This is a genomic window from Roseibium sp., from assembly GCF_048261595.1.
Classification (GTDB): Bacteria; Pseudomonadota; Alphaproteobacteria; order Rhizobiales; family Stappiaceae; genus Roseibium.
Genome location: NZ_JBLXFW010000002.1, coordinates 277871 through 304726, shown reverse-complemented (window position 1 = coordinate 304726; position 26856 = coordinate 277871). Strand labels below are relative to the sequence as shown.

Here is a 26856-nt window from a genome sequence, read left to right as displayed (position 1 = left end):
AACCTAGGGCGTTAGCTATTATAAATTTGTGTTTCTATAATGTATTTACTTTGTAGGATTGTCTATTTTTGCTATTCCTAAAATTCGTTCAATTTGTTTTCTCTGATTTTTGAGCCCTCTATTGTCACTTGGTGTTTTTGGTAAGGTTATTGGTTCAAGGCCAATAAATCCATCTTGAGATTTCAATCTGATATGTTTGTTGTCTGACTTTTCTATATAGCCGTGTCGCGAAAGAAGAGCTGTCAATTCTGCCGCTAATCTCTTCGGATCTTTGGTAGCTCGTCTCAAATCTTCTCGTAACTCGGAAAGAGCCGGGGATAGCGGTAGCTTATGTAAGATCTGAGTTAGAACGGCTTTAGAGCGAGTATCGAGACCAATCTGATCTGCATACTCGCTAGCGATAGTCACGGCTGCGCGCAGACGGTCCGAAAACTCACCAGGGTAAATCTCTGGTCCAACGAGTTTGACAAATGTCTCGCTAAAGAGATCGTTGTCATCTTGATATTCTTGTGTATCTACAGGCCGCGCTTGAATTAAATCCTCTAGTTGCTTAACTCTATCTTGTAAATTGATGATTTCCTGGGTGTATAATTCTTCTTTTTCCTCTGCTGTTAAGCGGTTTCGATCCCGCTCGCGTTGCCTGCGTAATGCTTGTTCCTGAAGTTCCGTCCAATCCCAACCAGTCGCAGGCATTAGACTGCGTAGATTTATAGCAGCAACCCGGATATCGGCTAACAATTCAGAGGTGTCTTGAAGTCGCCAGCCGAGATTGAATCGTCTCAAGATCCCGTGTTTTGGCATTGCTAGTCCAATTACGCCGCCATAAACATTACTGCGATCAGCTTGATCTCTTAATTTGAAAGAGAATGCCCGACTTGGCTCGACCGCGATATGAGCAACGCCTCCAAGATCATAAGCGAGTTTTTCTATCTCGTCTCTTGAAAGTGACCATTTAGTGCCGTTGATAGATGATATATATAGTATAGGTAGATATAGACTCGCATATCCTAAAGTAATTTCTTTAGCTAGTTCTAGGGATTCTTTGTTGTCTGCGAGCCATATTGGTTGGTCGCCTACTGCAAGACTTCCATCTGCACCTCCCCAGCCGTCTCCTAAAAGCGTTTTTATCAAAAAGGGTTTCCGGGGAGTTCCTAATTTGGCCCCCGCGACTAATGCAATACATTGAGTACGAAGACGGACAAGGTCTTGTCCGTCCGGACCTGCACTGCGCTTTAGCACTGCTTCGGTGCGCCACAAGCGACCTTCTTTGTCGGGTAAATCGTGACGGAAACCAATTGCTTGAAGGCTATTATCGGTACTAAGCTCACGAATGCGTAATTCTTCGCTACTCTCAGCTCTTAGGTAGGCCGTTTCACCACCGAAGTCCGTTTCGCTATTACCTTCAAAAATCGTGCTGTAATTAGTGCCGCGTAGCCAAGCGATGATCTGTGCTACGAAATGAGCTTTGTCTGAAATAGGTTTAACAGGAAATTCTGTGGCGAACTGAATCATAAGTTCAGTTTCGTAGTTAAGAACGGTGTGTCAATATATTTTTCAACTGAAGGAGGTAGGAGGTGGCTGAGAACTTTCTTAGTCATGGTTCCGGTTGCGGCTATCGTTTCGCGTAAATGTTTCTACCGACCCGGACGACCGCTCTTCTTCGGTCGTCCACGCCGTCGTTTTTCATCCGCCGGGTCCTCATAGGAGCCCGCGCCGATCTTGCCGCGGGGCGTGTGATGCGGAGCGTCTTCGGCCTGGATGATGGGCGTCGGCTTTTGCGGCAGCGGTCCCTTGGAAAGCGGGACCTCCGTCCGGCCGACGGTCATCTCGTCGAGCGTGTTCTTGCGCACCTTCTTTGAAGGTGCGAGTTGTTGTTCGCTCACGCTCGTATCGGCCTGACGGCCTGAGCTCCGCGAGGGCGACGCATCGGCGTCGGCGGCCGGTCGGCCTTGCGAGCCTTCGGCTCGGGCATTTTCCCCTGAGAGGCTTGTGCTGGCAGCGCCCTTGGCCTTCGCTCGGGTTGCCCGGTCCCGCGCCGTTTCCTTCTTCTTGCCGCTCGCGCCGGCCTTTGAGCCGCCGGCGCCGAATTTCTTGGTCCCCTGATAGCCGCCGGTCTGGCTGTCGACGTCCGACTGGCGCACCATGGCGTCGTCGGCCACCGCCAGTTCGGTTTCCCTCAGGCGCTTGACCTCGTCGCGCAGGCGGGCGGCGGTCTCGAAGTCGAGATCGGCGGCGGCTTCCCGCATCTGCCGTTCCAGATCGTTGATATGGGCCTTGAGGTTGTGGCCGACCAGCGAGCCTTCCTCCGCAAAGCCGGCGTCGACGGTGACGTGGTCCTGCTCGTAGACGCTTTCAAGGATGTCGCCGATGGAGCGCTTGACCGATTCCGGCGTGATGCCGTGTTCCTCGTTGTAGGCGAGCTGTTTGTCCCGGCGGCGGTTGGTCTCGGCAATGGCCCGCTCCATGGAGCCGGTCATGCCGTCCGCATAGAGGATGACCTTGCCGTCGACGTTACGCGCCGCGCGGCCGATGGTCTGGATCAGCGAGGTTTCCGAGCGCAGGAAGCCTTCCTTGTCCGCGTCCAGAATGGCGACCAGCGCACATTCGGGTATGTCGAGGCCCTCGCGCAGCAGGTTGATGCCGACCAGAACGTCGAAGGCGCCGAGGCGCAGGTCGCGGATGATCTCGATGCGCTCCAGCGTGTCGATGTCCGAATGCATGTAGCGCACGCGCACGCCGTTCTCGTGCAGGTATTCGGTCAGGTCCTCGGCCATGCGCTTGGTCAGGGTGGTGACCAGCGTGCGGTAGCCTCTGGCCGCCACCTCGCGCACCTCGCCCAGAAGATCGTCGACCTGGGAGGAGGCGGGGCGGATGTCGACCGGCGGGTCGATCAGGCCGGTGGGGCGGATGACCTGTTCGGCGAAGACGCCGCCGGACTGTTCCATCTCCCAGCTGCCGGGCGTGGCCGAAACGCAGACGGACTGGGGCCGCATGGCGTTCCACTCCTCGAAGCGCAGCGGCCGGTTGTCCATGCAGGAGGGCAGGCGGAAGCCGTATTCGGCCAGCGTCGCCTTTCGCCGGAAGTCGCCCCGGTACATGGCGCCGATCTGCGGAATGGTGACGTGGCTCTCGTCGGCGAAGACGAGGGCGTTGTCGGGCAGATATTCGAACAGGGTGGGCGGCGGCTCGCCCGGTGCGCGGCCGGTGAGATAGCGGGAGTAGTTCTCGATGCCCTGGCAGGAGCCGGTGGCCTCCAGCATTTCCAGGTCGAACATGGTGCGCTGTTCCAGCCGCTGGGCTTCCAGCAGGCGGCCGTGGGCGTTCAGCTCCTCCAGCCGGCCCTTCAGCTCGGTCTTGATCGACTTGATCGCCTGCTGCAGCGTCGGCTTGGGCGTGACGTAGTGCGAGTTGGCGTAGATCTTCACCGACTTCATGTCGCCTGACTTCTTGCCGGTGAGCGGGTCGAACTCGGTGATCTGCTCGATCTCGTCGCCGAAGAGGGAAATGCGCCAGGCGCGGTCCTCGTAGTGGGCGGGGAACAGCTCGATGGTGTCGCCGCGCACCCTGAACGTGCCGCGCTGGAAGGCGGCGTCGTTGCGCTTGTACTGAAGCGCCACAAGGTCGGCGATCAGCTGGCGCTGGTCGATGCGTTCGCCGACCTCGATGGCGAAGGTCATGGCGGTGTAGGTCTCGACCGAGCCGATACCGTAGATGCAGGAGACGGAGGCGACGATGATGACGTCGTCGCGTTCCAGCAGGGACCGGGTGGCCGAGTGGCGCATGCGGTCGATCTGCTCGTTGATCGAGCTCTCCTTCTCGATGTAGGTGTCCGTCCGGGGCACGTAGGCTTCCGGCTGGTAGTAGTCGTAGTAGGAGACGAAATACTCGACGGCGTTGTCGGGGAAGAAGCTCTTGAACTCGCCGTAGAGCTGGGCGGCAAGGGTCTTGTTAGGCGCGAGGATCAGCGCCGGGCGCTGGGTGCGCGAGATGACCTGCGCCATGGTGTAGGTCTTGCCCGAGCCGGTAACGCCGAGCAGCACCTGGGTCTGTTCGCCGGTCTCGATGCCCTGCACCAGTTCGGCGATGGCGGTCGGCTGGTCGCCGCGCGGCTCGTAGCCGGACTTGAGAACGATCTCGACGCCGCCCTCGGACTTCTCCGGCCGTTCCGGACGGTGGGGCGTCCACAGCACGCCGTTCTTGTGCAGCGGGTTGCCGCTTTCGATCAGCGCCGACAGGGCCTCGACGGTCGCCGTTGCGCCCTGGTTGCCGCCAAGATCGCCGAAGCGGCCGTCGGCTGCCGATTTCTTCTTCTTGTTGTCCTTCTGGTGCTGCTTGAGCTTTTGCTCCAGCTGCTCCGCTTCCTCCAGCGACATGTCCAGCCCGGCCACCGGGTTCAACCCGCCTGCGGCGCGCTCGCGGGCGCTCTCCGCCTTGCCCATACTGGTGCCACGGGCGGACTTGGCAGGTTTGTCTTTCTTTGCGCTCACGGCTGAGCGCGCTTTTGCGCTAGCCTCCGCGGGGGCGGCCTGACCGGCCGGCGCGCGGTCGCGCTTGCCGGCTGCGCCGGAAGAGTTCTCTTGAAACGCGCCATCGGGAATGGTGGCCGTTTTTCCTGCCTTCCCTTTCGGCGCGGGCTTGCCGGCCTCTGCCTCGATCTGCTCCTCGATTTCCTGGGCCCAGTCGGAGATGGAACCGCCGAGCGGCGCGCCTTCGAAGGCAGCTTGCGGGGCTTCGCCGAAGCCGTCGGTTTCAGGCGTTTCGGAGGTCTTGTCGGACGGGGAGGCGGTCTTCTTGCTCATGCTCCGCAATATGGGCCATGGCCGGCGAAGGGAAAAGAGGCAGTTGCGGTTTTGTTCCGCTTTCCGCGCAGACTTCCTGACAGCGGAGTGTCAGGAGGATACGGCTAAGCCTTGAATTTGTTTCGCCGATGCCAAGCGAGATATTCAGGGTGTGGCCGATGCATCGGGTTTTCTGGGACACGGGCTTTCATATCCGCGTGCAGAAGATGGGATATATCGTAATTCAGTTGGCGCGACGGTAAGATTTCATAGCTGTCAGTTAGAGAAAGAAGTCCTCTGTCGAACATCCAATGCACCGTGCCAGATAACGCTATGCCGTTCTGAACAGAGTCGTTGCCGCCATCTTCAACGGGAACAATGTGGCAGGCCTCTACTTCCGGGCGTCCCTTGCCATTGATAAGGCGGAGCCCGGTAAAGGCACAGGTGCGGTCATAGAGTATCCTGATATGCTGTTTGAACTTTGCGTCTCTAAAAGGGCGATTCACGAGTTGCGGGACTATCTTCCGCTCTTCTGGAAATCCATCCAATGGAACTTGCGGTATGTCAGATAATTGCAAGCTTGTGTCCGGCTGAGCTATCGGTGGATCAGTGCGATCTGGCCACTCATCTTCTTCCGATAGCCCTGCGCGTATAATAGCTGCGAACTCGGCGTTCTCGATAACCCGCACAGCTTGAACACTAACGCCGCCATTAATTGAACCGTCTGGCCGAACTAGCTTTCTCTCGAAGCCGCCTTGCTCCGTGTATTCCACTGGTCGGTCAAAATCCAAATAGTCGGAAAGAAATGCATAGTAATGTTTTTCTTTCGCGGGATCTGCTTCGATACGCCTCACTTTCGCAATGCCAGAGTAAAAGCGCCCCTTCTGCGGTGGTAGTGGGCCGTAGTACACAATCCAATCGTCAATAGTCTGCTCGACGCGTGACAAATACGACTTTGGGAAGTGATATCGCGCGCCCGTGACGTCGTCATAGTCACTGTTGGGCTTATGGTAGAAAACTGCTTGAGCCATTGAGGAGCATAAGTGATTGAAAACAATTTAGCTTATGCGTGCAACTGCAAGAAATGCAAGCGTCGATGACGGCATCCCCCCGTTCAAAACAAAAAGGACGCCGGGCGGGGGCTCAGGCGTCCTTTCAGGTGTTCCGAGGCTGGTTACTCGGTGATCTCGATTGCGGTGACGATCAGCGTGCCGTTGTCGCCTTCGCTGTAGGTCAGCAGAACTTCGCTGCCGAGCTCAAGACCGTCCGCGCTGACTTCGGCGCTCAGGACGAAAACGGTGCCGTCGTCCAGGGTGATGGTGGCATTGTCGGCGTCGATCGCGGTCACGGCGCCAGCAGCTTCATCTGCACTGGCCGGGCTGATCGCCAGCGGCGACAGGACCGACAGGGAAAGGGCGAGAACGCAGGCGGCAATACGGGCGGCCTTGGAAGAAGCGTTCATTGGGTACTCCGGTTGTCTTGACTGAAAGGGGGAGCCGGTTCGCGGGGGAGCGAACCGGCCTGGGGGCAAAAATCTCCGTGGGGACGGGGGCTCCGCACGGATCTGGACTGTCTTAGGGCTGGATCTCGACGGAGAAGATTTCCTGGACACCGTCTTCGGTGGCCCTGAAGTTGATGGTTACCATCTGGCCGGCGAGCGTGTCGGGCAGAGTGATTGCGGCCGGAACCGACTGGAACGTGGTTGCGTCCTCGAGCGTGATGGTGCGGCTGGCCGGATCCCAGCTCTGGACCTTTGCCGTCACGAATTCGGCGGCATGAGATGCACCCAGACCGGCAAGCAGGAGGCCGCCGGCAAGCAGAAGTGTACGAACGTACATATCCCAAAATCCCTTCATGGATCAGAGGCGTTGACTGTTTTGATGGTGCGGTCTGGCGCGGCTGACACATCTCCCCGTCCGAGAGGGTGTCAGCGGCTTGGGTCCTCGACGGTGCCGTCATTTTCCGACATTGCGGCGTCGTAAATTCTCGGCTTGCCGGGGAAGGGCTTACGCTGGGCGCGTTGCATTCCGCTGAGGTGGATTCAGCGCCCGGATTACGGCGGAATTTGGACTGAAGAACCGGCGCCGAAAAATAAATTTTGGCCGTGTCAGGGCCGGTTCCTGCCAGCTTTCGACAGGGCGGTGTCGGTGTGCACCGGAGGGTTGTCCTTCGAAGAAATTCTTTCCATGGCTGTGGTCCGGGGGTAGCATGGCTACAGCTGTTTCCGCCTGAGTCCCGGCGGAAAGCCCGGACCTTGTGTCATGCCTCGGGGAGGGGGAATGAAACGGTCGTTTGTCATGGTATGTGCCCTTGCCCTGCTGACGGTGGCGGGTTGCGCAGGCGTGCCGGTCGAGACCCTGCGCGCCTATTCGGACGCCTTCCAGCAGGCCCGCAGTGCCGGTGACCTGCTGCTTGACGAAATTTCCCCGATCGTGTCCTCAGCCGGCACGGGCACGGCCAAGACCTGCGGCACGTCTCGCCTCGGATATCCGCAGTGTTTCGATCCCGCCGTGGCGCTGGGCGATGACGGCACTCGCCGCAACGAGGATCCGTCGATCAGGGCGCGCCGGGATGCGCTCGCCGTGGTCACGCTTTACAACAGTCTTCTGGTGGATCTGGCAGAAGGAAAGTCTGCCGCACAATTCAACGAGCGGCTGGACGAACTGGTGACCCTGGTCAACGCTGTTGCGGCCATTGGGGTCGTCCCGAGCGGCGGACTGACAGCTCTTGTGCCGCCATCGGCGACCTTTGCCAAGGACATGTATGGACGGCTGAGCAGGGCGCGGGCCAATGCAGCGGTGCGACAGGCGATCCTGGACAGCAAGACCGATGTGCAGGAGATGCTGGACGCGCTGCTCGAGGATACGCCAAACATCTACAAGGTGTTCCTGAGGGCGCGTGAGCGGGATCTGATCGTTGCCAACCACGAAGCCAATGCAGCGCGTCTGAATGAGGATGCGACTGCCCGGGCGGCGGCCTTGAAAAGGGTCGATGCGATCCGGCAGAGCATTTCCGATTTTCACGACAGCCTGACTGCCTATGCGCAGCTTCTGAACAGCACGTCGAAAGCTCTGGATACACTGGTGGCGGCTGCAGGTCAGCAGCCAGGAACGGTCGAGAGCCTTACTCGGATAGCAATTGAAGCTGCCGAAATCCGGGAAAAGTCTGATGCGTTCTGGGCGGAAATTCGGGACGTTCGCTCCGGCGCCGCCGTCGCGGGCAGGTGACCGGCCCAGAAGGGAGAAGTGTCATGGCAACACCTGAAGCGATCATTGCAGAACTCAAGGACGAGTTGACCTCTGTTGACAAGATCCTGGCCATGCAGAACGAGGCCAAGTCCAAAGAGGAACTGAAGGTGATCACCAACTTCGGCCTCACCTTCGCGGATGAACGTCTTGATGAGGCAATTGACGGCTTTCGGGCAGGCACGCGCCGCTTCCTGAACATCACGGAGCGGTTCCAGGCGCTGATCGACGATCTGGATGACGTTTTCGTTCTCAAGTCTCCGCTCCGGGAGCCTGACGCCGCGCCGGTTCTAAGCCGTTTGATTGACCGGATTTCCGAGGCGCTGCGCCTGTTCCACGACGACGAGGGCATGCGCACGACCCACACCTCCAACCAGGAGGTGGAGGACATTGACAATGACGAGGTGGATATTGCGCCGGTCGTCACCCCGGTCGAGATTCCGGAGGACGCGGTTCCGAAGGAAATGCTGTTCGCACCGGCAACCTCGACCGCACGCGGCTATGAGCAGATCGCCGACGAGTATGTGCGGTTTTTCCTCGCGGCGGGCTACAAGAACGACCGCGACGCGTTGATCAAGAAGCAGGCGCTGCAGGCTCTGAAGCACAAGGCACGCTATGAGGCGGTCGGCAATCCGCTCGGAATCCCGTGGTGGTTCGTCGCCGGGATCCACATGCTGGAATCCAGTTTCAACTTCACGACCCATCTTCACAACGGCGACCCGCTGAAAGACCGGACTTTTCGCGTGCCGTCGGGCCGGCCAAAGGTCTGGAATCCGCCGAACTCGTGGGAAGCCAGTGCACGTGATGCCTTGCAGCATCACGAGCTTGCCGGGCTGAGCGACTGGTCGCTGCCGCGGGCGCTCTGGCGCTGGGAGCGGTACAACGGCTGGGGCTATCGAAAAAAGCGGATCCCGACGCCTTACCTGTGGAGCTTCTCGACCATCTACGCCAAGGGCAAGTTCATCGGCGACGGGGTGTTCAACCGGAACGCGGTGTCGAAGCAATGCGGTTGCGCGACGTTCCTGAAGTACCTCCACGAGAACGGTCATGTCGATCTTGGCCTCGATGTGGTGGCCGAGGACGAGAGCGGGCAGAGCGATGCGGATGCGGACGCAACGGTCGTCGTCGAGGAGAACCAGCCGAACATCGACAACAATGTGCCGCCCTCGCACCCGTTCCAGGCCTTTTTCCAGGAGAACCTGCCCGACGTACGGCACTTCGAATGGCACGAATTCCTGGTCAGGGGCGGCGCGCATGCGAGCAATGGTCTGAACACCGATCCACCGCCTGAGCTCTGGGAGAACATCCTGCCGCTGGTACGGGTGCTGGATAGTCTGCGGGAGGAGACCGGCTTGCCGGTCGTTCTGACCAGCGTCTATCGCAGTCCTGCCTACAACAAGAAGATCGGCGGCGCGTCGCGAAGCCAGCACATGGCTTTCACGGCAGCGGACTTCAAGGTCGTTGGTGCGGCAGCAGGCTCAACCGGCGACTGGGCGCAGAAGCTCAATGCCATGCGTGCGGCCGGCGCATTCGAGGGCGGTATCGGGGTCTACAGGACCTTCGTGCATGTCGATGTTCGCGGGACCCGCGCGGATTGGGACAAACGGTGATCCTGCAGGTCGGGACGTTCAGTCGCCGCGTGGATAGCGCTGGCTTTCCTCGACTACATTGAGGTCCATATGGTTGCGCATATAGCGTTCCGACGCCTGCTGTAGCGGCTGGAAGTCCCATGGGAAATAGGCGCCGTTGCGCAGGGCTTCATAGACGATCCAGCGGCGGGCCTGACTCTGACGTACTTCGGCATCGAAGGCGGTCATGTCCCAGCGGCGCTCGACTTCTCCGGCCAGATCTGCGGCGATTTCAAGATGATCCGGATCGGCCGCGAGGTTCGTCAACTCGTGGGGATCCTTGTCCAGATCGAAGAGTTGCGGCGGGTCCAACTCGCAATGAATGTACTTGAACGGCCCCTTGCGCAGGCCGACGAGGGGCGCATAGGACGCTTCGGCCGCATATTCCATTGCCACCGGCGTCGTTCTGGCTGTGCCATTGGCCAGCGGGACCAGGCTTTCGCCATCGGTCCAGGGCTGGATTTCGCTCATGTCGATTCCGGCGAGGTCAGCGAGCGTCGGCAGGACGTCCATGGTGCTTACCGGGGCCTCGACGAGGCCCGCCGGCATTTGTGGCGCGGCGACCATCAGGGGTACGCGGGCAGAGCCTTCGAAAAATGTCATCTTGAACCACAGGCCGCGCTCGCCCAGCATGTCGCCATGGTCCGAGACAAAGAGGATCGTGGTGTTCTCGGCCAAATGCATCGCTTCGAGCGCCTGCAGGATCTCGCCGATCTTGTCATCCAGGTAGGAAATATTGGCGAAATAGGCCCGACGGGAGCGGCGGATGTCATCTTCGGTGATGTTGAAGCTGCGCCAGTCATTGGCATCGAAGATGCGCTTTGAATGCGGATCGTGGGCGTCGTACTCCATGGCCGGAATTTCGGGCAGAAGGTGCTCGCACCCCTCGTACAAGTCCCAGTATTTCTGCCTTGCGACATAGGGATCGTGCGGATGAGTGAAGCTCACCGTCAGGCAGAAGGGGCGGTCGTACTTCCCCCGCCCGTAGTCATGGATCTTGCGAATGGCCTGGAAGGCGACGTCGTCGTCATATTCCATCTGGTTGGTGATCTCGGCGATACCGGATCCCGTGACCGAGCCCATGTTGTGGTACCACCAGTCGATACGCTCGCCGGGCTCTCGATAGTCCGGCGTCCATCCGAAATCGGCCGGATAGATATCCGTCGTCAATCGCTCCTCGAAGCCGTGCATCTGGTCCGGCCCGACAAAGTGCATTTTGCCGGAGAGGCAGGTGGTGTATCCGGCGCGGCGCAAATGATGGGCGTAGGTCGGAATGTCGGAGGCAAATTCCGCCGCGTTGTCATAAACACGGGTGCGGCGCGGAAGCTGACCTGACATGAAGCTGGCTCGGCCGGGAGCGCAGAGCGGCGAGGCGGTGTAGGTGTTGGCAAAGCGGGTTGAGCGGGCGGCTAGCCGTTTCAGGTTGGGTGCATGCAGGAAGTCCGCCGGGCCGTCGGGAAACAGCGTTCCGTTCAATTGGTCGACCATCAGGATCAGGAAATTGGGGGGCGTGGACATCGCGGAACTCGTGCAGGCGGAATGGCTTGGAGCCTTGGTTCTAAACGTGTTTCGGGAAAGCGATCAACAAAATGCGGCGCGTAGTTGCGTAACTGCGGCGCAATGCAGGCGCCAAATCGGCGGATAGGGCGGGCGGAGCGGAATGCTCTTGCAAGCCGTACCGCTCCGCCTGAAGGCGCGGCCCCGTCCGCCGCGCCTGCGGTCGATTAAACCTCAGATTGTCTGAGTGGGAAAGTGCGGCATTGGGTAGCAAGCGCACCAAGCCTTCCGCTGATTTCTTGGTTAGATTCTGCCAGAATCCAAGGCATGAAGCCCTGCCAAGACAAAGACCTATGAACACGCAATCCGGGGATTACTGGCAAAGCGTATCGTGCTTTACCGCGAGGTAAAGGAATTGCGATCTGAACTTGCTGCTTTGGAAAGCGATATGGCCGCTCTTTATGCATCCTAGGCTTTGATGCTGACTATGACGCTCTCATGCCTGCCAGTGCCGGAAAACGACGCTACAAGCAAGGAGAGATCAGTAGGCACGTATTAAACGTACTCAGGACGGCTACGGAGCCCCTTACAAGTCGTCAGATCGCTTTGTAGTTAGCCGAGCGTGTGGAGAGAACCCAAACGACCACAACCATATGGTTCGGCTTAGGAATGCCGTTTCGCGCCTCTTAGGGAATTTCCGTTCGCATGGGCGGGTTGTTTCAGAGGGGAATGGAAAGGGTTTGCAGTTGTGGCGACGACGTTAAAGTTTTGTTAATTGATCGATGCACTCAGTGCGCTTATTAACTTTTTATTAACGGAAATCGTATCCATTGGTTATAGTTTCGTAGTGGGGGATCGATCATGACGGATCAAATGCATTCTCACTCATTTACCAAGATATCGGTGATATTTGAAGATCGCTCAGACGGCGGAGTGCGTGCGTACAGTGATGATGTGCCAGGATTCGTACTGTCACATAAGAACAGAGAAGCCCTGTTCGCCGATGTCGAGCCTGCTTTAAGCGTTATACTAACCAGTATGCTTGGCAGACAGATATCGGTGTCACGTCTCGAAACTCTGAGGGATAATCTAAAAACTCAGCTTGGAGAAAAAGCCCCAAAGACAGAGAGCGGAATTTTTGAGTACGTAACCTACGCAGCAGCTTAATGATTTCAGTAAGGCGGCTACCACGTGACGAGTGGGAAAAGAAGCTACGTTACTATGGCTGCTGCCCTCTTGATGGGCTAGGCCGTTTAAACACCGCGGAATGGTGGCGATGGCCGTGGGGTGGAGTTCCTTTCACCGTTCCAGTTGAAGAGGATGGCTATTGCGATCAGTGGGCAGTTCAGAAATTGATTACTGACATGATCAAAATTGCACCATCTGATTATGAATTTCCGGGGCCAGAAAACAGTTTCTAATTTGCTCTCTGCCAATACCTTTCCACTCCCGGCTAACTGGATGATCCATCGCCAATACAAGCGCACGGCCTACCAGTTCGCCGTTGCTCTCCCTGCGATGATCCTCGAGCCATACGGCATGGCCTCCTTAGTGATGCAGATAACGCGGGCTTACATGGTGGTGCTGGCCGCGCGCACCATGCGACGTAGGCGAGAGAAGAAGCTGTCGGCTTGGTTCGTTGACACGTGATCGATTGCGTAAGGCTCGCTGTGGTTGATGCGATAGGTTTTCCAGCCATCATGTAGAGCGTCCAAGTGCGAGGCTTCATCGGCGTACATGATCGCGTCCCGGTCCACAAAACGCTTAGCATGGTCAACGCCTTCGCCTTCATGACGCGCAACAATGGTAAGTGTGCGGACCTGGCGTTTCCGCATGACGATGACAACGCGGCGCTTGCCGGTCTGGTAGCGAGCCGAGCGGCGGTCTTTGCGACCCTCATGTTCTCCGGGCGGATATGGCCGCCGAAGTATGCGCCGTCGATTTGGACTTCATCGTCCAGTGTATGACCCTTGATTTCAGCAGCTATTGCTTCGCGTAGTTTGTGCGACGGGACGAAAGCCGTCTTGTACTGGCAATCAAGATCACGAGAGAGCTTCACGGCGCTGATACCCTTTGCAGAGTTCACAAAGATGCAGATCGCGGCGAAAAGATCGGTGAAGGACTGCTTCCGGCTGGCGAGGATCGTACCGCTCTTTACCGAGAACTAGTGGTGACAGGCTGCACACTTAAACTTGGGACGTGTCGGAATGTCATAGGTTTCGCAGCAGCCGCAACGCGGGCACACAGCTTCTCCATCCGTCTCGTGTCAGCGGATGGCGCGGAACCTGCTGCAAGCCTTTTCCTCTCCGCCTTGCTACATGGACTTCAGGAAGAGGGTCCGTGCTTGAGCTGAAAGGAGGATATGCTGTGCCATAACGTACTATTTCCGATACCAATGCATCCTATAGATTATTGATGTATCGAATAGAAGGATATATGTATTGAATATGATGCTTTTTGCATCAGAGGCGATATGTCATGGCAGAAAAAACGGACTGGGAAGCCCGCGCAGCCAACCTCCTGAAGGCTGAATTAAAACGCAAGGGTGTTACCTATGCTCAACTTGTCGATAGGCTGGCAGAGATAGGCATTTATGAGAAAGAGCCGAATATCAGGAACAAGCTCAGCCGGGGGAAGTTCACTGCTGCTTTTATGCTGGCTTGTTTTGAAGCAATCGGAACGGTGGATTTAAGAGTGGTCTAGCCGTTACGCATGCCGAGAAGCGCTTTAACTGCATTATCTCTGTCTGCGTCTAACTCAATCAACACCTTGCGACAGTTAGCAGCGTACGGCTCAAAAAGCTGCAGTGTTTTAGCTGGCGTGTCCGTATCGAGGCGTTTCAAATTATCTATGAATTCACCAATGGGATATACCCGATTTCTATCGGAAAGAGGATACAATAGCTCCTGAATATCAGCATAGCGTTCACTAGTCTTGGCAACGCGCTCCGATTCGTATTGGGCGGTCAATATTGCATCATGTGCGGCGTGCAGTTGCGGCAAGTATGAACCGAGTTCTCCGGCTTGCAGTTTTTCCTTCCACTGCCCCCGCAACCGCAGGAATGATTGTGTTGCAGAATGCAATGCACGATCATACCCGACAATATCCAGAACATTTTCAATTGCTTGGAGTTTCTTGGCATCGATACGAGCGATTCTAGGCGGGCTTCCTCCGGGGGTAACGGCCAGCACTTTTCTCGGCGATCCTGGTTTCGTGTTTTTACCACTATCTCTGGAGTGATACCGATCCCACTTAGTTGCAAGCCAATGCGCTAGAACACCAACTCCAAACCCAATTGCCAGCGCGATTGTTAATTTTCCTGACTCGCTAATAATAAAGTTCAGCGCTGGTGTGACCCACCTTGAGGTGTCGACTCCAAGCTGCGAATAAAGCTCTTCGAAAAACGGCTCCGCAAACATTGCAACAGCAGCGGCGATGATACCGCTACCCAACCCAATAATTGCCACGAGCCTGATGAAATGTCGCATAATAAACACCTTGCCCTGAATTGAGCTGCTTGAGTAGTCATGATTAAACTACCTAGATCTACTTGGTGCTCTTGATATATAGTGCCGCGAAAGTGCTCTCTTCGTATGGCGCGACGTCTGCCCAGCGCCGGGATCAGGCGTCGGGAGCCTTGTGACCGTCCGAGTGGCCAAGGTCCTTCTCCGGCCAGACGTAATCTCGCAGGCGCTGTTTGAGGATCTTTGCCTCCGGGAAGCCGCCATCTTCCTTGCGCTCCCAAATCGGGTGCCCGTCACAGGTGATCGTGAATATGCCGCCGGTGCCCGGGACAAGCGTCACGGCGCCAATCTCCTCGGAAAATGTCGAGAGCACCTCCTGGGCCATCCATGCGGAGCGCAGGAGCCAGCCGCATTGGCGGCAATAGGTGATGATGATATGGGGACCGTTGAAACTGGTCATGGGCGCGATCCGTGACTGACAGGAAACCAACTTGGTAGGCTGGCCGGTTGTGACACATTTCGATGGCACTGTCGCTTCTGAAATCGGAGTATTTGACTCCGAAATTAGCAGGGAACGTCATACCCGCTGCTTTTGCAAGAGCGTACTGGCTGCCCATCCCGAGGCAGGAACAATCGCCGGCGAGATCCTTGAGGCAACGCGACTGCCCGGGCTGACCAACCGGGTTTTCCGTTTGGCTACTGACCGCGGAACGTTCGTTCTCCGGGTGCCAAGACCGGAAATGGACGGCAAGATCGACCGGAAAGCCGAATGGCAAGACCTCCTGAAGGCTGCCGACATCGGTGTTGCAGTGCGACCGCTCTACGGCGACCCGGGGAGTGGGGTCATCCTGTTGCCCGAGGTGGCGACATCAGGGCAAACGACTGCGCCAGCTCTCGGCCGCTGTCTTGCCACGTTGCATGGAAGTCAGGTGACGTTCAGCCGGAATCGGGAGCCTGTCACCTATCTGGAGGAGTGCGAAGCGGAGGCGCGGCGCAGCGGGCCCTTGCCGGAACGGCTGCAATTCCTCTGCAGGCATTTGCGCGGCGGGCTTGAAGGTCTCGCCCAGAGCCGTTCGGTGCCCTGTCATTTCGATCTGTCGCCCGGCAATATCCTGCCGCAGGGCGAGAGCCTGATCCTGATCGACTTCGAATATGCCGCCATGGCGAATGCAGCCTGGGATCTAGCTTATGCGGTGCTCGAGCACGGCTTCGATGCGCTGCAGGAACGCGAACTGCTCAAGACCTATGGTGAAGCCGGTGGGCTTGTCCCCGATCCTCTGGAATTGAAGGTCTACAGGCTGAACTGTGATGTGATCTCTGCGCTCTGGGCCCTGGCGCAGTTGGCTCAGGGCAATGACGCAGATGATTTCGCCGCCTTTGCGGATGGGCGCATCAAACGGGCTCTTGCGCTAGTTGGATAGCGGATCCGCCGGGGTGTCGCGAAGGCATTGCGAATAGGTCTGGTTGAGCGTCAGTCGCAGGTCAGGGTCCTGCGGCTTTGCGACCAGATCCTGCCAGACGCCCTGATCCTGAAGCCCCTGCGCCGTGCAGGCACAGGACGCGCGGCAGACCGCTTCGTCGCCAAAGGTCGCCGTGCAGGAGGCTGTGCAGTCCCGCTCAAAGATGGCAACACTGCGATCAGGCGTCAGACCGCTCACGCTGAGGCCCCAGAACAGGCCATAGAGCAGGGGCTGGTGCAGGAGATAAATTGCAAGCGAATGACGTCCGGCCAGGCGAATGCCCCGACCGGCGGGGCCTGTCAGCTGTTCGTTGCTTGCCTTTGCGCGATCAGGGTGGGCAATCAGGATTTTCCCCACAGCGACGCCGAGAAGCGTTGCCCCGGACCAGGGCGCAAGCGGCACATAGTCGACCGCACCGTAGGTTGGCTGGCCAAGGCCGGTCCAGAGCAGCCATTGCCCGTCGAAGACATGGCCGGAGGCCCAGAGGGGAAGCGTGGCCGCAAACGCAGCAGCAGCTGCTGCAAAAATTGCCGGAAGTCTGGTGAAGGGCAAGGCGATCAAGCTGGCGGCCGCGATGGCGTGGAGAATGCCGAAGCGCACGAACGTGTCGCCGAATGCGAAGAAGGTTGCGACGGAAACCGCAGCCGCAGCGGCGACGATCACCGCTTCCCGCTTCAAAAAGGGCCCCCAGCGGATAGCGTCATGGTGAGCCAGCGAAAGGGAGATGCCGGCAACAAAGAGGAATGTCCCGGCGATCAAGGCGGCGAATGCCCGCCAGCCGGCCCCTCCTGCGACGTTCCATTCGACATGCCCGAACCATGAAAGGTCCCACGACAGGTGGTAGATAACCATCGCGACGACGGCAATGCCGCGCAGGGCGTCCAGAGCGAGAATGCGTTGCAGGGTCATGTGGTATGTCCGCCTTCAGACCAAAGCGGACGGGCGAACGGCATCAGGAACCGAAGGCGACGACCAGAGTGCTGAGGATTGCAGAGAGTGCCAGAAAGCCGGCGACAAGGGGCCAGGGTGATGGCCGGTCGATTGAAAATGCATCGCGCTTCGACTGATCGTGCAGCATGTGTCCGATGTCTCCTCGCCAAGGGGCAATCCCGTGTAGCAGCAAGGAGAGCGTGACTGACCGAAGCGGTCAGCGAAAGATGGTAAACCAATGTTTAAGGTCGTTTTCCAAAGGAAAGCACATGAGACTTTCGCTTGTGGTGGATAAACGGCAAGGGAAAGCTGAATTCGACGAAGACGCCATACTCAATCTTCTCGCTCGCAATTTTCCCGAGGAGTCTGCTTCAGACCTGAAGGGCGTCGAGACCGTTTTCGAGATAGTCGGGTAGCAGCGGCATGCCGATCAGGTAGTCGGCAGTTGATCCGACGGCCCGCTCCTTGGCCTCATCTACGGCCTGCTCGAAGTCACCTGCTTCGAAGTCACCTCGGCCGATCCATGCGATCGCGACGAGCTCGGCGGCTTCATCGACGTTCAGATCGTCAATCAGCTCCCGCAGTTCCTCGTCGGACATGTCGTCATTTTCCTCTTCGGCGAGGCCGTCATGAGCATGGCTGTCCGAAAGCGTGTCCTCATCGAACTCGACCTCGCCCTCGTGGCCGTCTTCAAACGTGTCCTCGAGTGCGGTCGAGACGGCGCGGGCCTTTTGGGCGAGCATTCGGATAGTGTCGGCGGAAAGGGTGAGATTCACGTCCATGGCTCGGTTCCCCCAGAAATTGATGCCCTATTTATCAGCCGCCATTGAGCCAGGCGCAATGGCCTTTTGGTCGGTAGCGCCCGTCGTTTCGACAGAGAAACCGGAGATTGTGGCGTCGAAGCTTGGCTGAGCGATCAACCCGCGTCCGAGGGATCGTTGTGGCCGACAAGATCATTCTGAAATTGCGGAGCGCTCGGTGCGCCCTGATGTCTGCGCGCAAAGGATTCAGGTGCCCAGGAGGCGGCAATTGTCAGCACCAGGGCAAACACGAGCCCGAGCGCAATTGCGCCCAGCAGGGCCTTGGCATCGGACCGTTCCTTCTTGCGGGCCGATCTATTGCGCCACGACGTATCCTGGGGAATCCCTGCCTCGATTTCTTTTGAGCGCGAACGGAAAAGGGTCGCGAGGCGGTCGAATGTATCTCTGATCATTTGCGCAAGATGGTTCCGATGGCGTCGTGGTATGAAGAATGATTGGCATCGGGGCGGGGGCTGGTGTCGATCAAAGCCAGTCGCTTCAGCATCTGGTCGCCCAGATAGAACGTGGCGATCAGCATGGCGCTGAAGGCGGAGCATAGGGCAGGCAGAACCATGTCGAGACCGCCGACGGTTGCAATCGCCAGGCCGGCAAATGCGGAAAGCGCGAAGCCCGAGGCGATCAGCAGACTACGGTCGAACGCCTTCGACCTGGAGTGTTGCCGGTGCGACAGGCTGATAGCTGGATGTCCTTGCATGATTTCGATCCTCCAGATGACCAGTTGGCGCTCGTTGCAAGCTGTCTGGCCGTCCCAACATTTCCCACGTCAGGATGGTGTCTGAGGAATTGGTCTGGTCAGGGACGGCTTTCTGGCGTTTCGCGTGTCTTTTCGTGACCAGATTGTGGCGGCCTTCTTCAAACGAGGAGCTTGGCAAGGCGAGCATGAAAAAGCCTGTGATTACGAAACATTGGAGCCATTGGATTCATAACTTTTTTGCTTTTCTGGGCGATGCTGATGTTCGTGGGAGACGGTCCGGAAATAGCGGGTTTTGCGAATAATGAATGTGCGAGTGGCCCAGAGTAATGCGGTGAGCAAAGCGCCCGCAGCCGAGACCGAAGCACCTCCGGAGAAAACCACTCCCGCGGAGCACCCGGCGCTGACGCTTGCCGGTTTGCAGTTTTTCTTCGCCGATATCAGCCGCAAAACGATCGTCTGGCACGAAAGCGGATCGCAGAGCTTCGACAGCCAGATCAAGGATCTGCGCGAGGCGCCGTCATCGGAAGCCTTGCGGCTGCTGACACAGGAAGACCGCAAGAATATCCTGCGCCTTATCCAGGGCGCCATTCGTGACGGCAAGGCCGGACCTTTCGATGTGGGCGGCGGTGCCGATCACCGGATCCCCGGTATCCCGTTGATGGCCTACCGCTATGAATTGCAGGACGGCCGCTTGATCGTCGTCTGTTTCCCCTCCATGGGGGAAGACGATTCCAATCCGGGAAACATCGCGCTGGGCCTTGCCCCGATCCTGCAGCACTTCGTGTCGAATTCGAACCGTTCCGTGCTGCTCGTCGACAATTTCGGCTATGTGCGCTTTGCCAGCGAGGGCTTTATCCAAAGCTTCGGTATTCCCGATGCGAAGCTGATCATGGGGCGGAACATCGCCCATATCCAGAAGCGTATCGGGCGAACCATGGTGTCGCTGGTGCTCGCGGCCCTCACCCGTAGGGCAAGCGCTACGGGGCGAGGCAAGTTCCTGCTGGCCACCGGCGATACGCTGGAGCTGGCCTACAACGCCATGTATTTCCAGATCGCCGGCACGTTCGGCGGCGTCCTGTTCTCCGGCGGCCTCGCCGGCGGAGATGTCGATTTCGCCAGGATCTTCTCGATCTGCAGCTCGCCGATGCTCGTGATCAACACCAAGACCCGCATGATTGTCGCTGCCAACAAGGCGGCCATGAAGGCCTATCACCTGACCACCGAGATCATGGAAGCCAAGACCATCACGGAGACCTTGCTGCATCCGAAAAGCTACGCTGCCCTGTTGCAGGCTGCGGAACAGGAATCTGATGTTGCCCAGTCGACGGTGGTCAACAGCCTGAACGGCCAGACCAAGAAGAAGCGTATGAAGGCGGTCCTGCTCGCGGACGACAAGGCCCCCAAACTTGTGCTCGAGGCGCGTTCCTAAGCGCTGTTTCAGTGCCATTCAAAAGCCTGGCGAAAGTTCCGAAATCCCAGACCGCTTTTTTGCCGGTTCACCTCCTGTTGCACTTGCGAAGTCGCTTCGTCAGGACTACGGTCCGCGCGCTTGGATTTTCCCCTTTGCCATGGAGGGCACAATGGGCTTTATCGCCGACGCGCTGGCGCGCGTGAAACCATCTGCAACGATCGCCGTAACCAACAAGGCGCGCGAGCTGAAAGCCGCCGGCCGCGACGTCATCGGCCTGGGTGCCGGTGAACCGGACTTCGACACTCCGGAGAACATCAAGGCAGCCGCCATTGCTGCGATCAATGAGGGCAAGACCAAGTACACCGCCGTCGACGGCATTCCGGAACTGAAGGAAGCGATCTGCGCCAAGTTCAAGCGGGAAAACGGACTCGACTACAAGCCGAACCAGATCACGGTCGGTACCGGCGGCAAGCAGGTGCTCTACAACGCCCTGATCGCCACCATCAACCCGGGCGACGAAGTCATCATCCCGACGCCGTACTGGGTATCCTACCCGGACATGGTGCTTCTGGCCGGAGGTGAGCCGGTTATCGTCGAGGCCGATAAGTCGACCTTCAAGATCACGCCGGAATCGCTCGACGCAGCCATCACGCCGAAGACCAAGTGGCTGATCTTCAACTCGCCGTCGAACCCGTCCGGTGCTGCCTATACCCGCGACGAGCTGAAGGCGATCTGCGACGTCCTGGTCAAGCACCCGCATGTCTGGATCATGACCGACGACATGTATGAGCATCTGGTCTACGACGATTTCGAGTTCACGACCCCGGCGCAGATCGAACCGTCGCTTTACGACCGCACGCTGACTGTAAACGGTGTCTCCAAGGCTTATGCCATGACCGGTTGGCGTATCGGCTATGCAGGCGGCCCGGCTGACCTGATCAAGGCCATGGCGAAGGTTCAGTCCCAGTCGACCTCGAACCCGTGCTCGATTGCCCAGTGGGCAGCCGTCGAGGCCCTGAACGGCTCGCAGGACTTCATTCCGAAGAACAACGAAGTGTTCAAGGCGCGCCGCGATCTCGTGGTATCCATGCTGAACCAGGCCAATGGCATTTCATGCCCGGTCCCGGAAGGCGCGTTTTATGTCTTCCCGTCCTGCGCAGGTACGATTGGCAAGACCGCTCCGTCGGGAAAGAAGATCGAGAGCGACGAAGATTTCGTCACCGAACTTCTGGAAACCGAAGGCGTTGCCGTCGTCCATGGCTCGGCATTCGGACTAGGCCCGAACTTCCGCATCTCCTATGCGACCTCGACCGAAGCGCTTGAAGAAGCCTGCACGCGCATCCAGCGCTTTTGCGGCAATCTGAAATAAGCTTCGACACTACCGGATCTTTGAAGGGCGGCCTCGGGTCGCCCTTTTTTGTCGTGTCTTTGCCCTGCCTTACGCTTCGCCGGTCAGATCCTCGGCAAGCATCAGGGCATTCCCATCGGGATCATAGAAGGTTGCGGTTTTGACCATGCCGTCCACGACATCGGTCTCGCCGTCAAAACGCACTCCGACCGCTTCCAGCTTGTGTCTTGCCGTGTCCAGATCGGATGTTCCGAACACCGGAACGCAATTTCCAGGGGCGGGCTTTGTATGCTCGCCAAGCCCTAGAGTGACATTCGGTGTCTTGGTCCTGAGCTCCGACCAGCCGGCTTCGTCCGCATGATAGATGGGTTCGAACCCGAGCATCCCTTCGTACCATCTGGCGCTTGCGTGCCGATCGGAGACCGAAAGAGCTATGGTGATGGTGTTTTCCAGCGAAACAAGCGGCATGATCTTCCCTTCTGACATAAAATATACTAACTATACTTTATGGACATTACGGCGTTTGTCAATCTCACCTCCCGCGCCTGGGCGCTTCCGATCCTGTCATGCCTTCATGACGGTGTGCCGGGCCGGCAAGCGCCCTTGTTGAGTGCCATAGGCGCCGGCCGAACAGCTTTTGCCCAAAGCATGGATCACTTAATCAGGTCCGGATTTCTGGAGCGCAATCCCGGCCATGGCCATCCGCTCCGACCCGAGTTTCGCCTGACACCGGCGGGAAAAGACGCAGCAGCAATGGCGTACAAGATCCAGACAGTGGCAGAAGCCGATGACCTGGTACTGCTGCGCCGATCATGGACGCTTCCGGTTCTATCGTCGCTGTACCAACCGAAACAGTTCACGGAAATTCGGCGGAATCTGACGACAATTACCGACCGGGCGTTGTCTCAGTCGCTCCAGTCGATGGAAGACAGGCATTGGGTTCAGCGCCGGGTGAATCCCGAAGCCCGCCCGCCGCGACCCATCTACAGTGCAATCAATCTCGGCAGCGAGATCAGTCAGATCACCGGTTCGCAGGTCAGTTTTGCAGCCAATGGCTTTGGCTGATCAGCGGGCCGGCCGACACCTATCGATCGGCACTTCGGCGGGTACGCGCATCCAGCGCTTCTGCGGCAATCTGAAATAAGCTTAGACACTTTTTGGTCGGTCGAAAGGGCGGAGAAATCCGCCCTTTTTTGTTCCCCGCAGCTCACGCCAACAAAAATTTCCGGGAACCAAACCCGGCGGCGGGGTGTTCTCCTCCTGTCCCCGCCACGCAGTTGATGCCAGGTGGGCCGGCAACGAAACCAGGTCGGGTTTTCGCTGCCGGATAACAGAAATTCCGATCTGACGTATCAGGAGAAACACAATGAAACGCGCTGCACAGATTGCCCTTGCCATGCTTGCAACCACGGCCGTCGCAGCACCCGGGCTGGCCGAGGAAAAGGTACGGCCGACGGATACGGCCGGCGTCCAAATCGGCACGCTGACCTGTAACGTCGAAGGTGAAACCAACTTCATTGTCGGATCCACGGCGACGCTGGGCTGCAACTACCAGCCGGCAGGCGACGGTCCGGTCGAGTATTACACCGGTTCGGTCGATGAGTATGGTCTCGATATCGGTACGACCGAAAAGGCAACCCTTGTCTGGGGTGTTGTCGCGCCGAGTGCCGACATGGAGCCGGGTGCACTGGCCGGTAGCTACGGCGGCGTGACCGCTGGTGCCAGCGTTGGTGCAGGTATCAAAGCCAACGCCCTGGTTGGCGGCTTCGACAAGTCGATCGCTCTGAACCCGTTCAGTGTCGAAAGTCAGACGGGCACCAACATTACCCTTGGTGTCAGCCAGCTGACCCTGAAGCCGATCAACTGATCCCTCAGCTCTCTTTGAGAGTCCTCCCGTGAGAACTGGGCCGGCATGTTTGCCGGCCCTTTTTCTGTTGGAGCGTCGAGCTGAAAGGCTCTGGCGACACCGGATTACGGCTTCAATCGACGGATGGCGTCGATGGCGCCGGAACATCTGGGCAGGAGCCCGGTGAAGTTTCGACGCATCTTGCAGCATTGTCGTGGAGCTGCTGCATCTCTTGCCGCTTCCTGTCTTGCTCGAGCTGGCGCTGGACCGAGAAGCTGTTCAGCTGCTTGGTCCGATTGTCATCCAGCTGCTGTCGCGCCGAGGGCAGATTGGCCCGCGGGTCATCGGGCAGCCCACGGAGCTGGTGAGACTGGGCGCGCGCATCGGACACGCCAACCGTGCAGAGCGCAGCTAAGGCCGCGCTCAGAAGCCATGAAGCCAGCGAAAGGGAATTGTCAGGCCGAGTGGGTCTGCTGGCCATTCATCCAGGTCTCCAGCACCTTGATGTCCTTGATCGTGTCAGGGGCGACCTTGCGCGGGTCGGCCTCGAGAATGACGAAGTCGGCGAATTTTCCGGCCTCCAGGCTGCCGACCTCATGCTCGGATGCCATTTGCCAGGCGGCGTTGATCGTGACCGCGCGGATCGCGCTTTCGACCGAAATGCGCTCTTCCGGAGCGAGGACGTAGTCCGGTTCCTTCCAGGTCTTGCGCGTGACTGCCATCTCGATCATGTGCAGCGGATCGGGGTCTACGACGGGGAAGTCGGAATGCAGGGTGAAGCCGACACCGGCGTCCTCGCAGGCCTTGGCGCGGTCGAGCAGCTTGGCCTTGTCTTCGCCGAATACGTCGTCGCGCATGGCCACGCCCCAGAAATGCACATGGCCGATCAGGAAGCTTGCCTGAACGCCAAGGTCCTTCATGCGGGCAATTTGGTCATCATGCAGGATGGAGCAGTGTTCGATACGGGGGCGGACCCTGGAAAGGTCGATGCCTGCATCACGTGCGGCGTCGAGCGCGTCCAGAATATTGTCGATGCCTGCGTCACCATTTCCATGGATGGACAGGTGCCAGCCTTGACCAGCACGCTTGATCGCGAGGCGTTTGAGCTCGTCCGGTTCCGTGTAGGCGATGCCGTAGTTGTCGGTGCCAACATATGGCTCACGCTGTAGCCCCGTGAACCCCTGGTTGGAGCCATCTGCCACGAGCTTGTAGCCTGCTATGCGGACGATCTCGTCGCCTTGTCCGAAGTGGATCGGAGAGGCGTCCCAGGCTTCGTCATAGGGGTAAAAGGGATAGGCGCGGACCCGGGCCGCAAGTTTCCCGGTTGCAGCCGCCGCGAACAGCAGTTCCGCATCCGCGTAGCCGCTGGACAGCGCTCCCAGTCCAAGGTCGCTTACGGTGGTCAATCCGACCTTGCTCCAATCGTTCGTCAAGTCGATCAGGCCCTGGACCGGGTTGGCTGTTGCCATCGCAGGGTTCGCCTGGAAGATCGGCTGGAACGCGACCTGGTTCTTCATTGTCCCATTCAGCTTGCCGTTGTCGTCGCGGACATATTCTGCGCCTGGAGGATTTTCGATATCCGCCGGTATTCCGGCGACCTCGAATGCCTTCGAGTTGGCATAGGCAAGATGACCGGATGCATTCATGACGAAAACCGGATTGTCCTTGGAGACAGCATCCAACTCTTTAAATGTCAGAGCCTCCGGTCCCTCTTGAATGGACGGATCAAAGTTGCGAGCTGAAATCCATTCGCCCGGGGCTGCCGACGCAGCTTTTTGGGTCAGGTAGTCGAGAACTTCAGAGGCCTTTGAGAAGCGCGCCACGCCTACATAGTCCATCAGGCTGGCGAGCAGGCTGCCGCTAACAATATGCGTATGAGGATCGATGAAGCCCGGCAGCATGACCTTGCCCGCGAGATCGACTGTCTCTGCGCCGTCGCCAGCCGCCTTGCGAACGTCACCTTCCTTGCCGACGGCAAGGATCTTGTTGCCCCGGATGGCGATGGCTTCGGCTTCGGAGAAGTCAGCGTCAACGGTGAGGATCGTCCCACCGGTATAGACCCTCGCCGGAGCTGCCTGGGCTTTCGCGTTTCCGCCAGAATACCCAAGCATTCCAAGCGCGCCGATGGCGGCGGCGCCACCCTTGACGAAGTCTCGCCGGTCAATGACGGCCTCGCAGGAAAAACCCGCAGTTTGAGATCCGGCTGATGCGGCAACCAGTTTCGCGATCGCAGGGTTGCCGGCAAAAAACTTGCCGAAATTTCCGGAACAGCAGGGGCAGTCGTAGACGTCGCGGGTCATCGTGAATTCCTCAACTTGCGGCGATCGCATCGCCGAATCCATAGAGCACTATAGAAGCGAGTTTGTGGTGGCCGTTTGACCTGAGAGAATTTTCTGACAGGCCATTGGGCTAGAAGCGGATCTGGGTGCGCATTCCAGCCATGATGGCGCGCTCCTTGTTTGCTGGGAACGGGTCAATCAGTTGGATGTCGCCCGTGACCCGGAACCACGGCGTGACTGCGAGATTGTAGTACGCCTCGATCCCTGACTCCGTGGTCAGGTCGAAGCCCAGGTCGTCGCGGGCTGCCTGGCTCAGGTCACTGTCGACCTTGTAACGGAAATAGGCAATGCCCCATCGATCTTCCGAACGTCCTGGCAGGAAGCTGTCGCCGCCGAAGCCTATGAAGAAGTGGCTTTCGGCCGGGTTGGGATTGCCATTCGATAATCCAACCTCACCGAAGACGCCCCAGCCCTTGCCGGGGTTGTCGGGATCGTGGAACAGGTACTGCTGGAAGGCGTAGGACAGGTACCACGGGTTGGCCTTCTTGCGCGGCTCGTCCTGCAGCTCCGGCGGCAGGCCGAGCTGGGGAATATCCCTGAGGTCATAGCCCTCCTGAGTGGAATAGACACCACGGAACGTGTGAAAACCGCTCCGTCCGGCGACCGTGAGCGGCACGGTTGCAGACAGGCTGGTGGTGAAGCCTTCCGCGAAGGGGTTCCTGATGACGTCCCAATCCTGGGCATTCCGCGGATCGTAGATGAAGAGGTTGAAGGTGGCGGGTGCCGTCTTGTAGCTGAACAGGCCACCGAGGAGATAGGCGGGGGTGACGCCGCTGATCGGGGCGGCGAGCCCAAGGTTCATGAAGGTGTCGAGGCCGCCGCCGCCAAGAAGCGGTGTTCTTGCCGCGGCATCGAGCATGTTGAATTTGCCGAGCGTCAGAGAAGCATTGTCGCCGAAAGCTTGCGTGACCGTGATCGAGGTATCGTAATCGTATCCGCCGAGGCTGGGAAAGGCGAATGCGGTGTTTGACGGAATTTGAGCGCCTTCGCCCTGTGTGTTGGCATCGTGGCCATGCAGCCATTCCTGATGGAAGGAGACCGAGAGACCTTCCCAAAGGCCCAGTTTGTGCGCGTCGATCAGGAACAGCAGATCGACCTTGCCGCCAAACCGCCAGCTCTTGTCGCCATCACCCTTGACCACGCCCTGATTGAAGCCGGTCCACCGCAGGTCGAAGCCGATACCCCTGTCCTTTAGATACTCCTTAGGACCGCCTGGGCCCGCTAAGAGAGACGGCCGGCTCAGGAGCGGTTTAGCTGATGGGCTGTCCGGTTGGGTTTCTTCGGCTTTTCCTTCGCCAACCGCGAAAATCAGCGACAGACAGAAGGCAGCTTTTATTGGCGTAAGGCACCTCAACAAGAGCAATTCACCATCGTAAGAAACTTCAGTAGTCGAAA

The 26856-nt window shown here is 58.4% G+C and carries 25 protein-coding genes and 1 pseudogene; 8 read left to right on the top strand and 18 right to left on the bottom strand.

Going from position 1 to position 26856, the window contains the following annotated elements; genetic code table 11:
* Positions 1-45 precede the first annotated feature (45 nt).
* From ACN0SY_RS08730 to ACN0SY_RS08710, 5 genes are all read right to left on the bottom strand, one after another.
* Positions 46-1512, bottom strand: a complete 1467-nt coding sequence (locus tag ACN0SY_RS08730; protein WP_417686396.1) for a hypothetical protein — start codon at positions 1510-1512, stop codon at positions 46-48.
* 122 nt (positions 1513-1634) lie between these two features.
* Positions 1635-4799 (bottom strand): excinuclease ABC subunit UvrB, encoded by a 3165-nt coding sequence (uvrB, locus tag ACN0SY_RS08725; RefSeq protein ID WP_417686394.1) that lies wholly within the window; start codon positions 4797-4799, stop codon positions 1635-1637.
* A 104-nt stretch (positions 4800-4903) separates the two neighbouring features.
* Positions 4904-5809, bottom strand: a complete 906-nt coding sequence (locus ACN0SY_RS08720; RefSeq protein ID WP_417686392.1) for an HNH endonuclease — start codon at positions 5807-5809, stop codon at positions 4904-4906.
* Between the two features lie 143 nt (positions 5810-5952).
* Complete coding sequence (locus tag ACN0SY_RS08715) at positions 5953-6240, bottom strand: DUF1344 domain-containing protein (RefSeq protein WP_417686390.1); 288 nt, start codon at positions 6238-6240, stop codon at positions 5953-5955.
* Positions 6241-6352: 112 nt separating this feature from the next.
* A complete protein-coding gene (locus ACN0SY_RS08710; protein ID WP_417686388.1) occupies positions 6353-6616 on the bottom strand; it encodes a hypothetical protein in 264 nt (87 codons plus the stop codon).
* A 441-nt stretch (positions 6617-7057) separates the two neighbouring features.
* On the opposite strand from ACN0SY_RS08710, the gene ACN0SY_RS08705 reads away from it, so the two are divergent.
* Positions 7058-8005, top strand: a complete 948-nt coding sequence (locus tag ACN0SY_RS08705; protein WP_417686386.1) for a hypothetical protein — start codon at positions 7058-7060, stop codon at positions 8003-8005.
* 23 nt (positions 8006-8028) lie between these two features.
* A complete protein-coding gene (locus ACN0SY_RS08700; protein WP_417686384.1) occupies positions 8029-9633 on the top strand; it encodes a D-Ala-D-Ala carboxypeptidase family metallohydrolase in 1605 nt (534 codons plus the stop codon).
* Positions 9634-9651: 18 nt separating this feature from the next.
* On the opposite strand, the gene betC is transcribed toward ACN0SY_RS08700, so the two are convergent.
* A complete protein-coding gene (gene betC / locus ACN0SY_RS08695) occupies positions 9652-11169 on the bottom strand; it encodes a choline-sulfatase (RefSeq protein ID WP_417686382.1) in 1518 nt (505 codons plus the stop codon).
* 1396 nt (positions 11170-12565) lie between these two features.
* A pseudogene (locus ACN0SY_RS08690) lies at positions 12566-13423 on the bottom strand (IS1595 family transposase).
* Between the two features lie 203 nt (positions 13424-13626).
* On the opposite strand from ACN0SY_RS08690, the gene ACN0SY_RS08685 reads away from it, so the two are divergent.
* Positions 13627-13851, top strand: coding sequence for a DUF6471 domain-containing protein (locus tag ACN0SY_RS08685; protein ID WP_417686380.1), 225 nt, complete (start codon positions 13627-13629; stop codon positions 13849-13851).
* On the opposite strand, the gene ACN0SY_RS08680 is transcribed toward ACN0SY_RS08685, so the two are convergent.
* Both ACN0SY_RS08680 and ACN0SY_RS08675 read right to left on the bottom strand, forming a co-directional pair.
* Positions 13848-14636, bottom strand: coding sequence for a hypothetical protein (locus tag ACN0SY_RS08680; protein WP_417686378.1), 789 nt, complete (start codon positions 14634-14636; stop codon positions 13848-13850). The two genes, ACN0SY_RS08685 and ACN0SY_RS08680, sit on opposite strands and share 4 nt — an antisense overlap.
* A gap of 133 nt (positions 14637-14769) precedes the next feature.
* Positions 14770-15072 (bottom strand): SelT/SelW/SelH family protein, encoded by a 303-nt coding sequence (locus ACN0SY_RS08675; protein ID WP_417686376.1) that lies wholly within the window; start codon positions 15070-15072, stop codon positions 14770-14772.
* Positions 15073-15121: 49 nt separating this feature from the next.
* On the opposite strand from ACN0SY_RS08675, the gene ACN0SY_RS08670 reads away from it, so the two are divergent.
* On the top strand, positions 15122-16033 hold the full coding sequence (locus ACN0SY_RS08670; RefSeq protein ID WP_417687196.1) for a choline/ethanolamine kinase family protein: 912 nt from the start codon (positions 15122-15124) through the stop codon (positions 16031-16033).
* Here ACN0SY_RS08670 and ACN0SY_RS08665 read toward each other — a convergent pair.
* The 5 genes from ACN0SY_RS08665 to ACN0SY_RS08645 all read right to left on the bottom strand — a co-directional run bounded on the left by ACN0SY_RS08665 (position 16022) and on the right by ACN0SY_RS08645 (position 18517).
* Positions 16022-16981, bottom strand: coding sequence for a heparan-alpha-glucosaminide N-acetyltransferase (locus ACN0SY_RS08665; protein WP_417686374.1), 960 nt, complete (start codon positions 16979-16981; stop codon positions 16022-16024). The two genes, ACN0SY_RS08670 and ACN0SY_RS08665, sit on opposite strands and share 12 nt — an antisense overlap.
* A gap of 43 nt (positions 16982-17024) precedes the next feature.
* On the bottom strand, positions 17025-17150 hold the full coding sequence (locus tag ACN0SY_RS08660) for a hypothetical protein (protein WP_417686372.1): 126 nt from the start codon (positions 17148-17150) through the stop codon (positions 17025-17027).
* A gap of 223 nt (positions 17151-17373) precedes the next feature.
* Complete coding sequence (locus ACN0SY_RS08655) at positions 17374-17784, bottom strand: DUF3775 domain-containing protein (RefSeq protein ID WP_417686370.1); 411 nt, start codon at positions 17782-17784, stop codon at positions 17374-17376.
* Positions 17785-17918: 134 nt separating this feature from the next.
* Entirely contained in the window at positions 17919-18215 is a 297-nt protein-coding gene (locus ACN0SY_RS08650) for a hypothetical protein (protein ID WP_417686368.1), read from the bottom strand.
* The gene (locus ACN0SY_RS08645; protein WP_417686367.1) at positions 18212-18517 is read right to left on the bottom strand and encodes a hypothetical protein; all 306 of its coding nucleotides are present in this window, start codon (positions 18515-18517) and stop codon (positions 18212-18214) included. Before ACN0SY_RS08645 ends, ACN0SY_RS08650 begins: the two co-directional genes overlap by 4 nt.
* Before the next feature lie 331 nt (positions 18518-18848).
* Between ACN0SY_RS08645 and ACN0SY_RS08640 the strand changes: the two genes are divergently transcribed.
* Entirely contained in the window at positions 18849-19946 is a 1098-nt protein-coding gene (locus ACN0SY_RS08640; protein WP_417686365.1) for a hypothetical protein, read from the top strand.
* A 151-nt stretch (positions 19947-20097) separates the two neighbouring features.
* Positions 20098-21297 (top strand): pyridoxal phosphate-dependent aminotransferase, encoded by a 1200-nt coding sequence (locus ACN0SY_RS08635; protein ID WP_417686363.1) that lies wholly within the window; start codon positions 20098-20100, stop codon positions 21295-21297.
* Positions 21298-21366: 69 nt separating this feature from the next.
* On the opposite strand, the gene ACN0SY_RS08630 is transcribed toward ACN0SY_RS08635, so the two are convergent.
* Positions 21367-21744, bottom strand: a complete 378-nt coding sequence (locus ACN0SY_RS08630) for a VOC family protein (RefSeq protein WP_417686361.1) — start codon at positions 21742-21744, stop codon at positions 21367-21369.
* A 285-nt stretch (positions 21745-22029) separates the two neighbouring features.
* On the opposite strand from ACN0SY_RS08630, the gene ACN0SY_RS08625 reads away from it, so the two are divergent.
* Both ACN0SY_RS08625 and ACN0SY_RS08620 read left to right on the top strand, forming a co-directional pair.
* Positions 22030-22341: a winged helix-turn-helix transcriptional regulator gene (locus tag ACN0SY_RS08625; RefSeq protein ID WP_417686359.1), complete on the top strand. Its 312-nt coding sequence runs from the start codon at positions 22030-22032 to the stop codon at positions 22339-22341.
* Between the two features lie 301 nt (positions 22342-22642).
* The gene (locus tag ACN0SY_RS08620; protein WP_417686357.1) at positions 22643-23143 is read left to right on the top strand and encodes a DUF992 domain-containing protein; all 501 of its coding nucleotides are present in this window, start codon (positions 22643-22645) and stop codon (positions 23141-23143) included.
* Between the two features lie 112 nt (positions 23144-23255).
* On the opposite strand, the gene ACN0SY_RS08615 is transcribed toward ACN0SY_RS08620, so the two are convergent.
* From ACN0SY_RS08615 to ACN0SY_RS08605, 3 genes are all read right to left on the bottom strand, one after another.
* Positions 23256-23603, bottom strand: a complete 348-nt coding sequence (locus tag ACN0SY_RS08615; RefSeq protein WP_417686355.1) for a hypothetical protein — start codon at positions 23601-23603, stop codon at positions 23256-23258.
* Positions 23578-25422: an amidohydrolase gene (locus ACN0SY_RS08610; RefSeq protein WP_417686353.1), complete on the bottom strand. Its 1845-nt coding sequence runs from the start codon at positions 25420-25422 to the stop codon at positions 23578-23580. The genes ACN0SY_RS08615 and ACN0SY_RS08610 overlap by 26 nt, the downstream gene beginning before the upstream one ends.
* Before the next feature lie 109 nt (positions 25423-25531).
* A complete protein-coding gene (locus ACN0SY_RS08605) occupies positions 25532-26818 on the bottom strand; it encodes a carbohydrate porin (RefSeq protein ID WP_417686351.1) in 1287 nt (428 codons plus the stop codon).
* Positions 26819-26856 lie beyond the last annotated feature (38 nt).

Excerpts from the sequence above, each read along its gene's own strand:
- ACN0SY_RS08730 (WP_417686396.1), bottom strand. The coding sequence starts at position 1,512 with ATGATTCAGTTCGCCACAGAATTTCCTGTTAAACCTATTTCAGACAAA.
- uvrB (WP_417686394.1), bottom strand. The coding sequence starts at position 4,799 with ATGAGCAAGAAGACCGCCTCCCCGTCCGACAAGACCTCCGAAACGCCT.
- ACN0SY_RS08720 (WP_417686392.1), bottom strand. The coding sequence starts at position 5,809 with ATGGCTCAAGCAGTTTTCTACCATAAGCCCAACAGTGACTATGACGAC.
- ACN0SY_RS08715 (WP_417686390.1), bottom strand. The coding sequence starts at position 6,240 with ATGAACGCTTCTTCCAAGGCCGCCCGTATTGCCGCCTGCGTTCTCGCC.
- ACN0SY_RS08710 (WP_417686388.1), bottom strand. The coding sequence starts at position 6,616 with ATGTACGTTCGTACACTTCTGCTTGCCGGCGGCCTCCTGCTTGCCGGT.
- ACN0SY_RS08705 (WP_417686386.1), top strand. The coding sequence starts at position 7,058 with ATGAAACGGTCGTTTGTCATGGTATGTGCCCTTGCCCTGCTGACGGTG.
- ACN0SY_RS08700 (WP_417686384.1), top strand. The coding sequence starts at position 8,029 with ATGGCAACACCTGAAGCGATCATTGCAGAACTCAAGGACGAGTTGACC.
- betC (WP_417686382.1), bottom strand. The coding sequence starts at position 11,169 with ATGTCCACGCCCCCCAATTTCCTGATCCTGATGGTCGACCAATTGAAC.
- ACN0SY_RS08685 (WP_417686380.1), top strand. The coding sequence starts at position 13,627 with ATGGCAGAAAAAACGGACTGGGAAGCCCGCGCAGCCAACCTCCTGAAG.
- ACN0SY_RS08680 (WP_417686378.1), bottom strand. The coding sequence starts at position 14,636 with ATGCGACATTTCATCAGGCTCGTGGCAATTATTGGGTTGGGTAGCGGT.
- ACN0SY_RS08675 (WP_417686376.1), bottom strand. The coding sequence starts at position 15,072 with ATGACCAGTTTCAACGGTCCCCATATCATCATCACCTATTGCCGCCAA.
- ACN0SY_RS08665 (WP_417686374.1), bottom strand. The coding sequence starts at position 16,981 with ATGACCCTGCAACGCATTCTCGCTCTGGACGCCCTGCGCGGCATTGCC.
- ACN0SY_RS08660 (WP_417686372.1), bottom strand. The coding sequence starts at position 17,150 with ATGCTGCACGATCAGTCGAAGCGCGATGCATTTTCAATCGACCGGCCA.
- ACN0SY_RS08655 (WP_417686370.1), bottom strand. The coding sequence starts at position 17,784 with ATGGACGTGAATCTCACCCTTTCCGCCGACACTATCCGAATGCTCGCC.
- ACN0SY_RS08650 (WP_417686368.1), bottom strand. The coding sequence starts at position 18,215 with ATGATCAGAGATACATTCGACCGCCTCGCGACCCTTTTCCGTTCGCGC.
- ACN0SY_RS08645 (WP_417686367.1), bottom strand. The coding sequence starts at position 18,517 with ATGCAAGGACATCCAGCTATCAGCCTGTCGCACCGGCAACACTCCAGG.
- ACN0SY_RS08635 (WP_417686363.1), top strand. The coding sequence starts at position 20,098 with ATGGGCTTTATCGCCGACGCGCTGGCGCGCGTGAAACCATCTGCAACG.
- ACN0SY_RS08630 (WP_417686361.1), bottom strand. The coding sequence starts at position 21,744 with ATGCCGCTTGTTTCGCTGGAAAACACCATCACCATAGCTCTTTCGGTC.
- ACN0SY_RS08625 (WP_417686359.1), top strand. The coding sequence starts at position 22,030 with ATGGCGTACAAGATCCAGACAGTGGCAGAAGCCGATGACCTGGTACTG.
- ACN0SY_RS08620 (WP_417686357.1), top strand. The coding sequence starts at position 22,643 with ATGAAACGCGCTGCACAGATTGCCCTTGCCATGCTTGCAACCACGGCC.
- ACN0SY_RS08615 (WP_417686355.1), bottom strand. The coding sequence starts at position 23,603 with ATGGCCAGCAGACCCACTCGGCCTGACAATTCCCTTTCGCTGGCTTCA.
- ACN0SY_RS08610 (WP_417686353.1), bottom strand. The coding sequence starts at position 25,422 with ATGACCCGCGACGTCTACGACTGCCCCTGCTGTTCCGGAAATTTCGGC.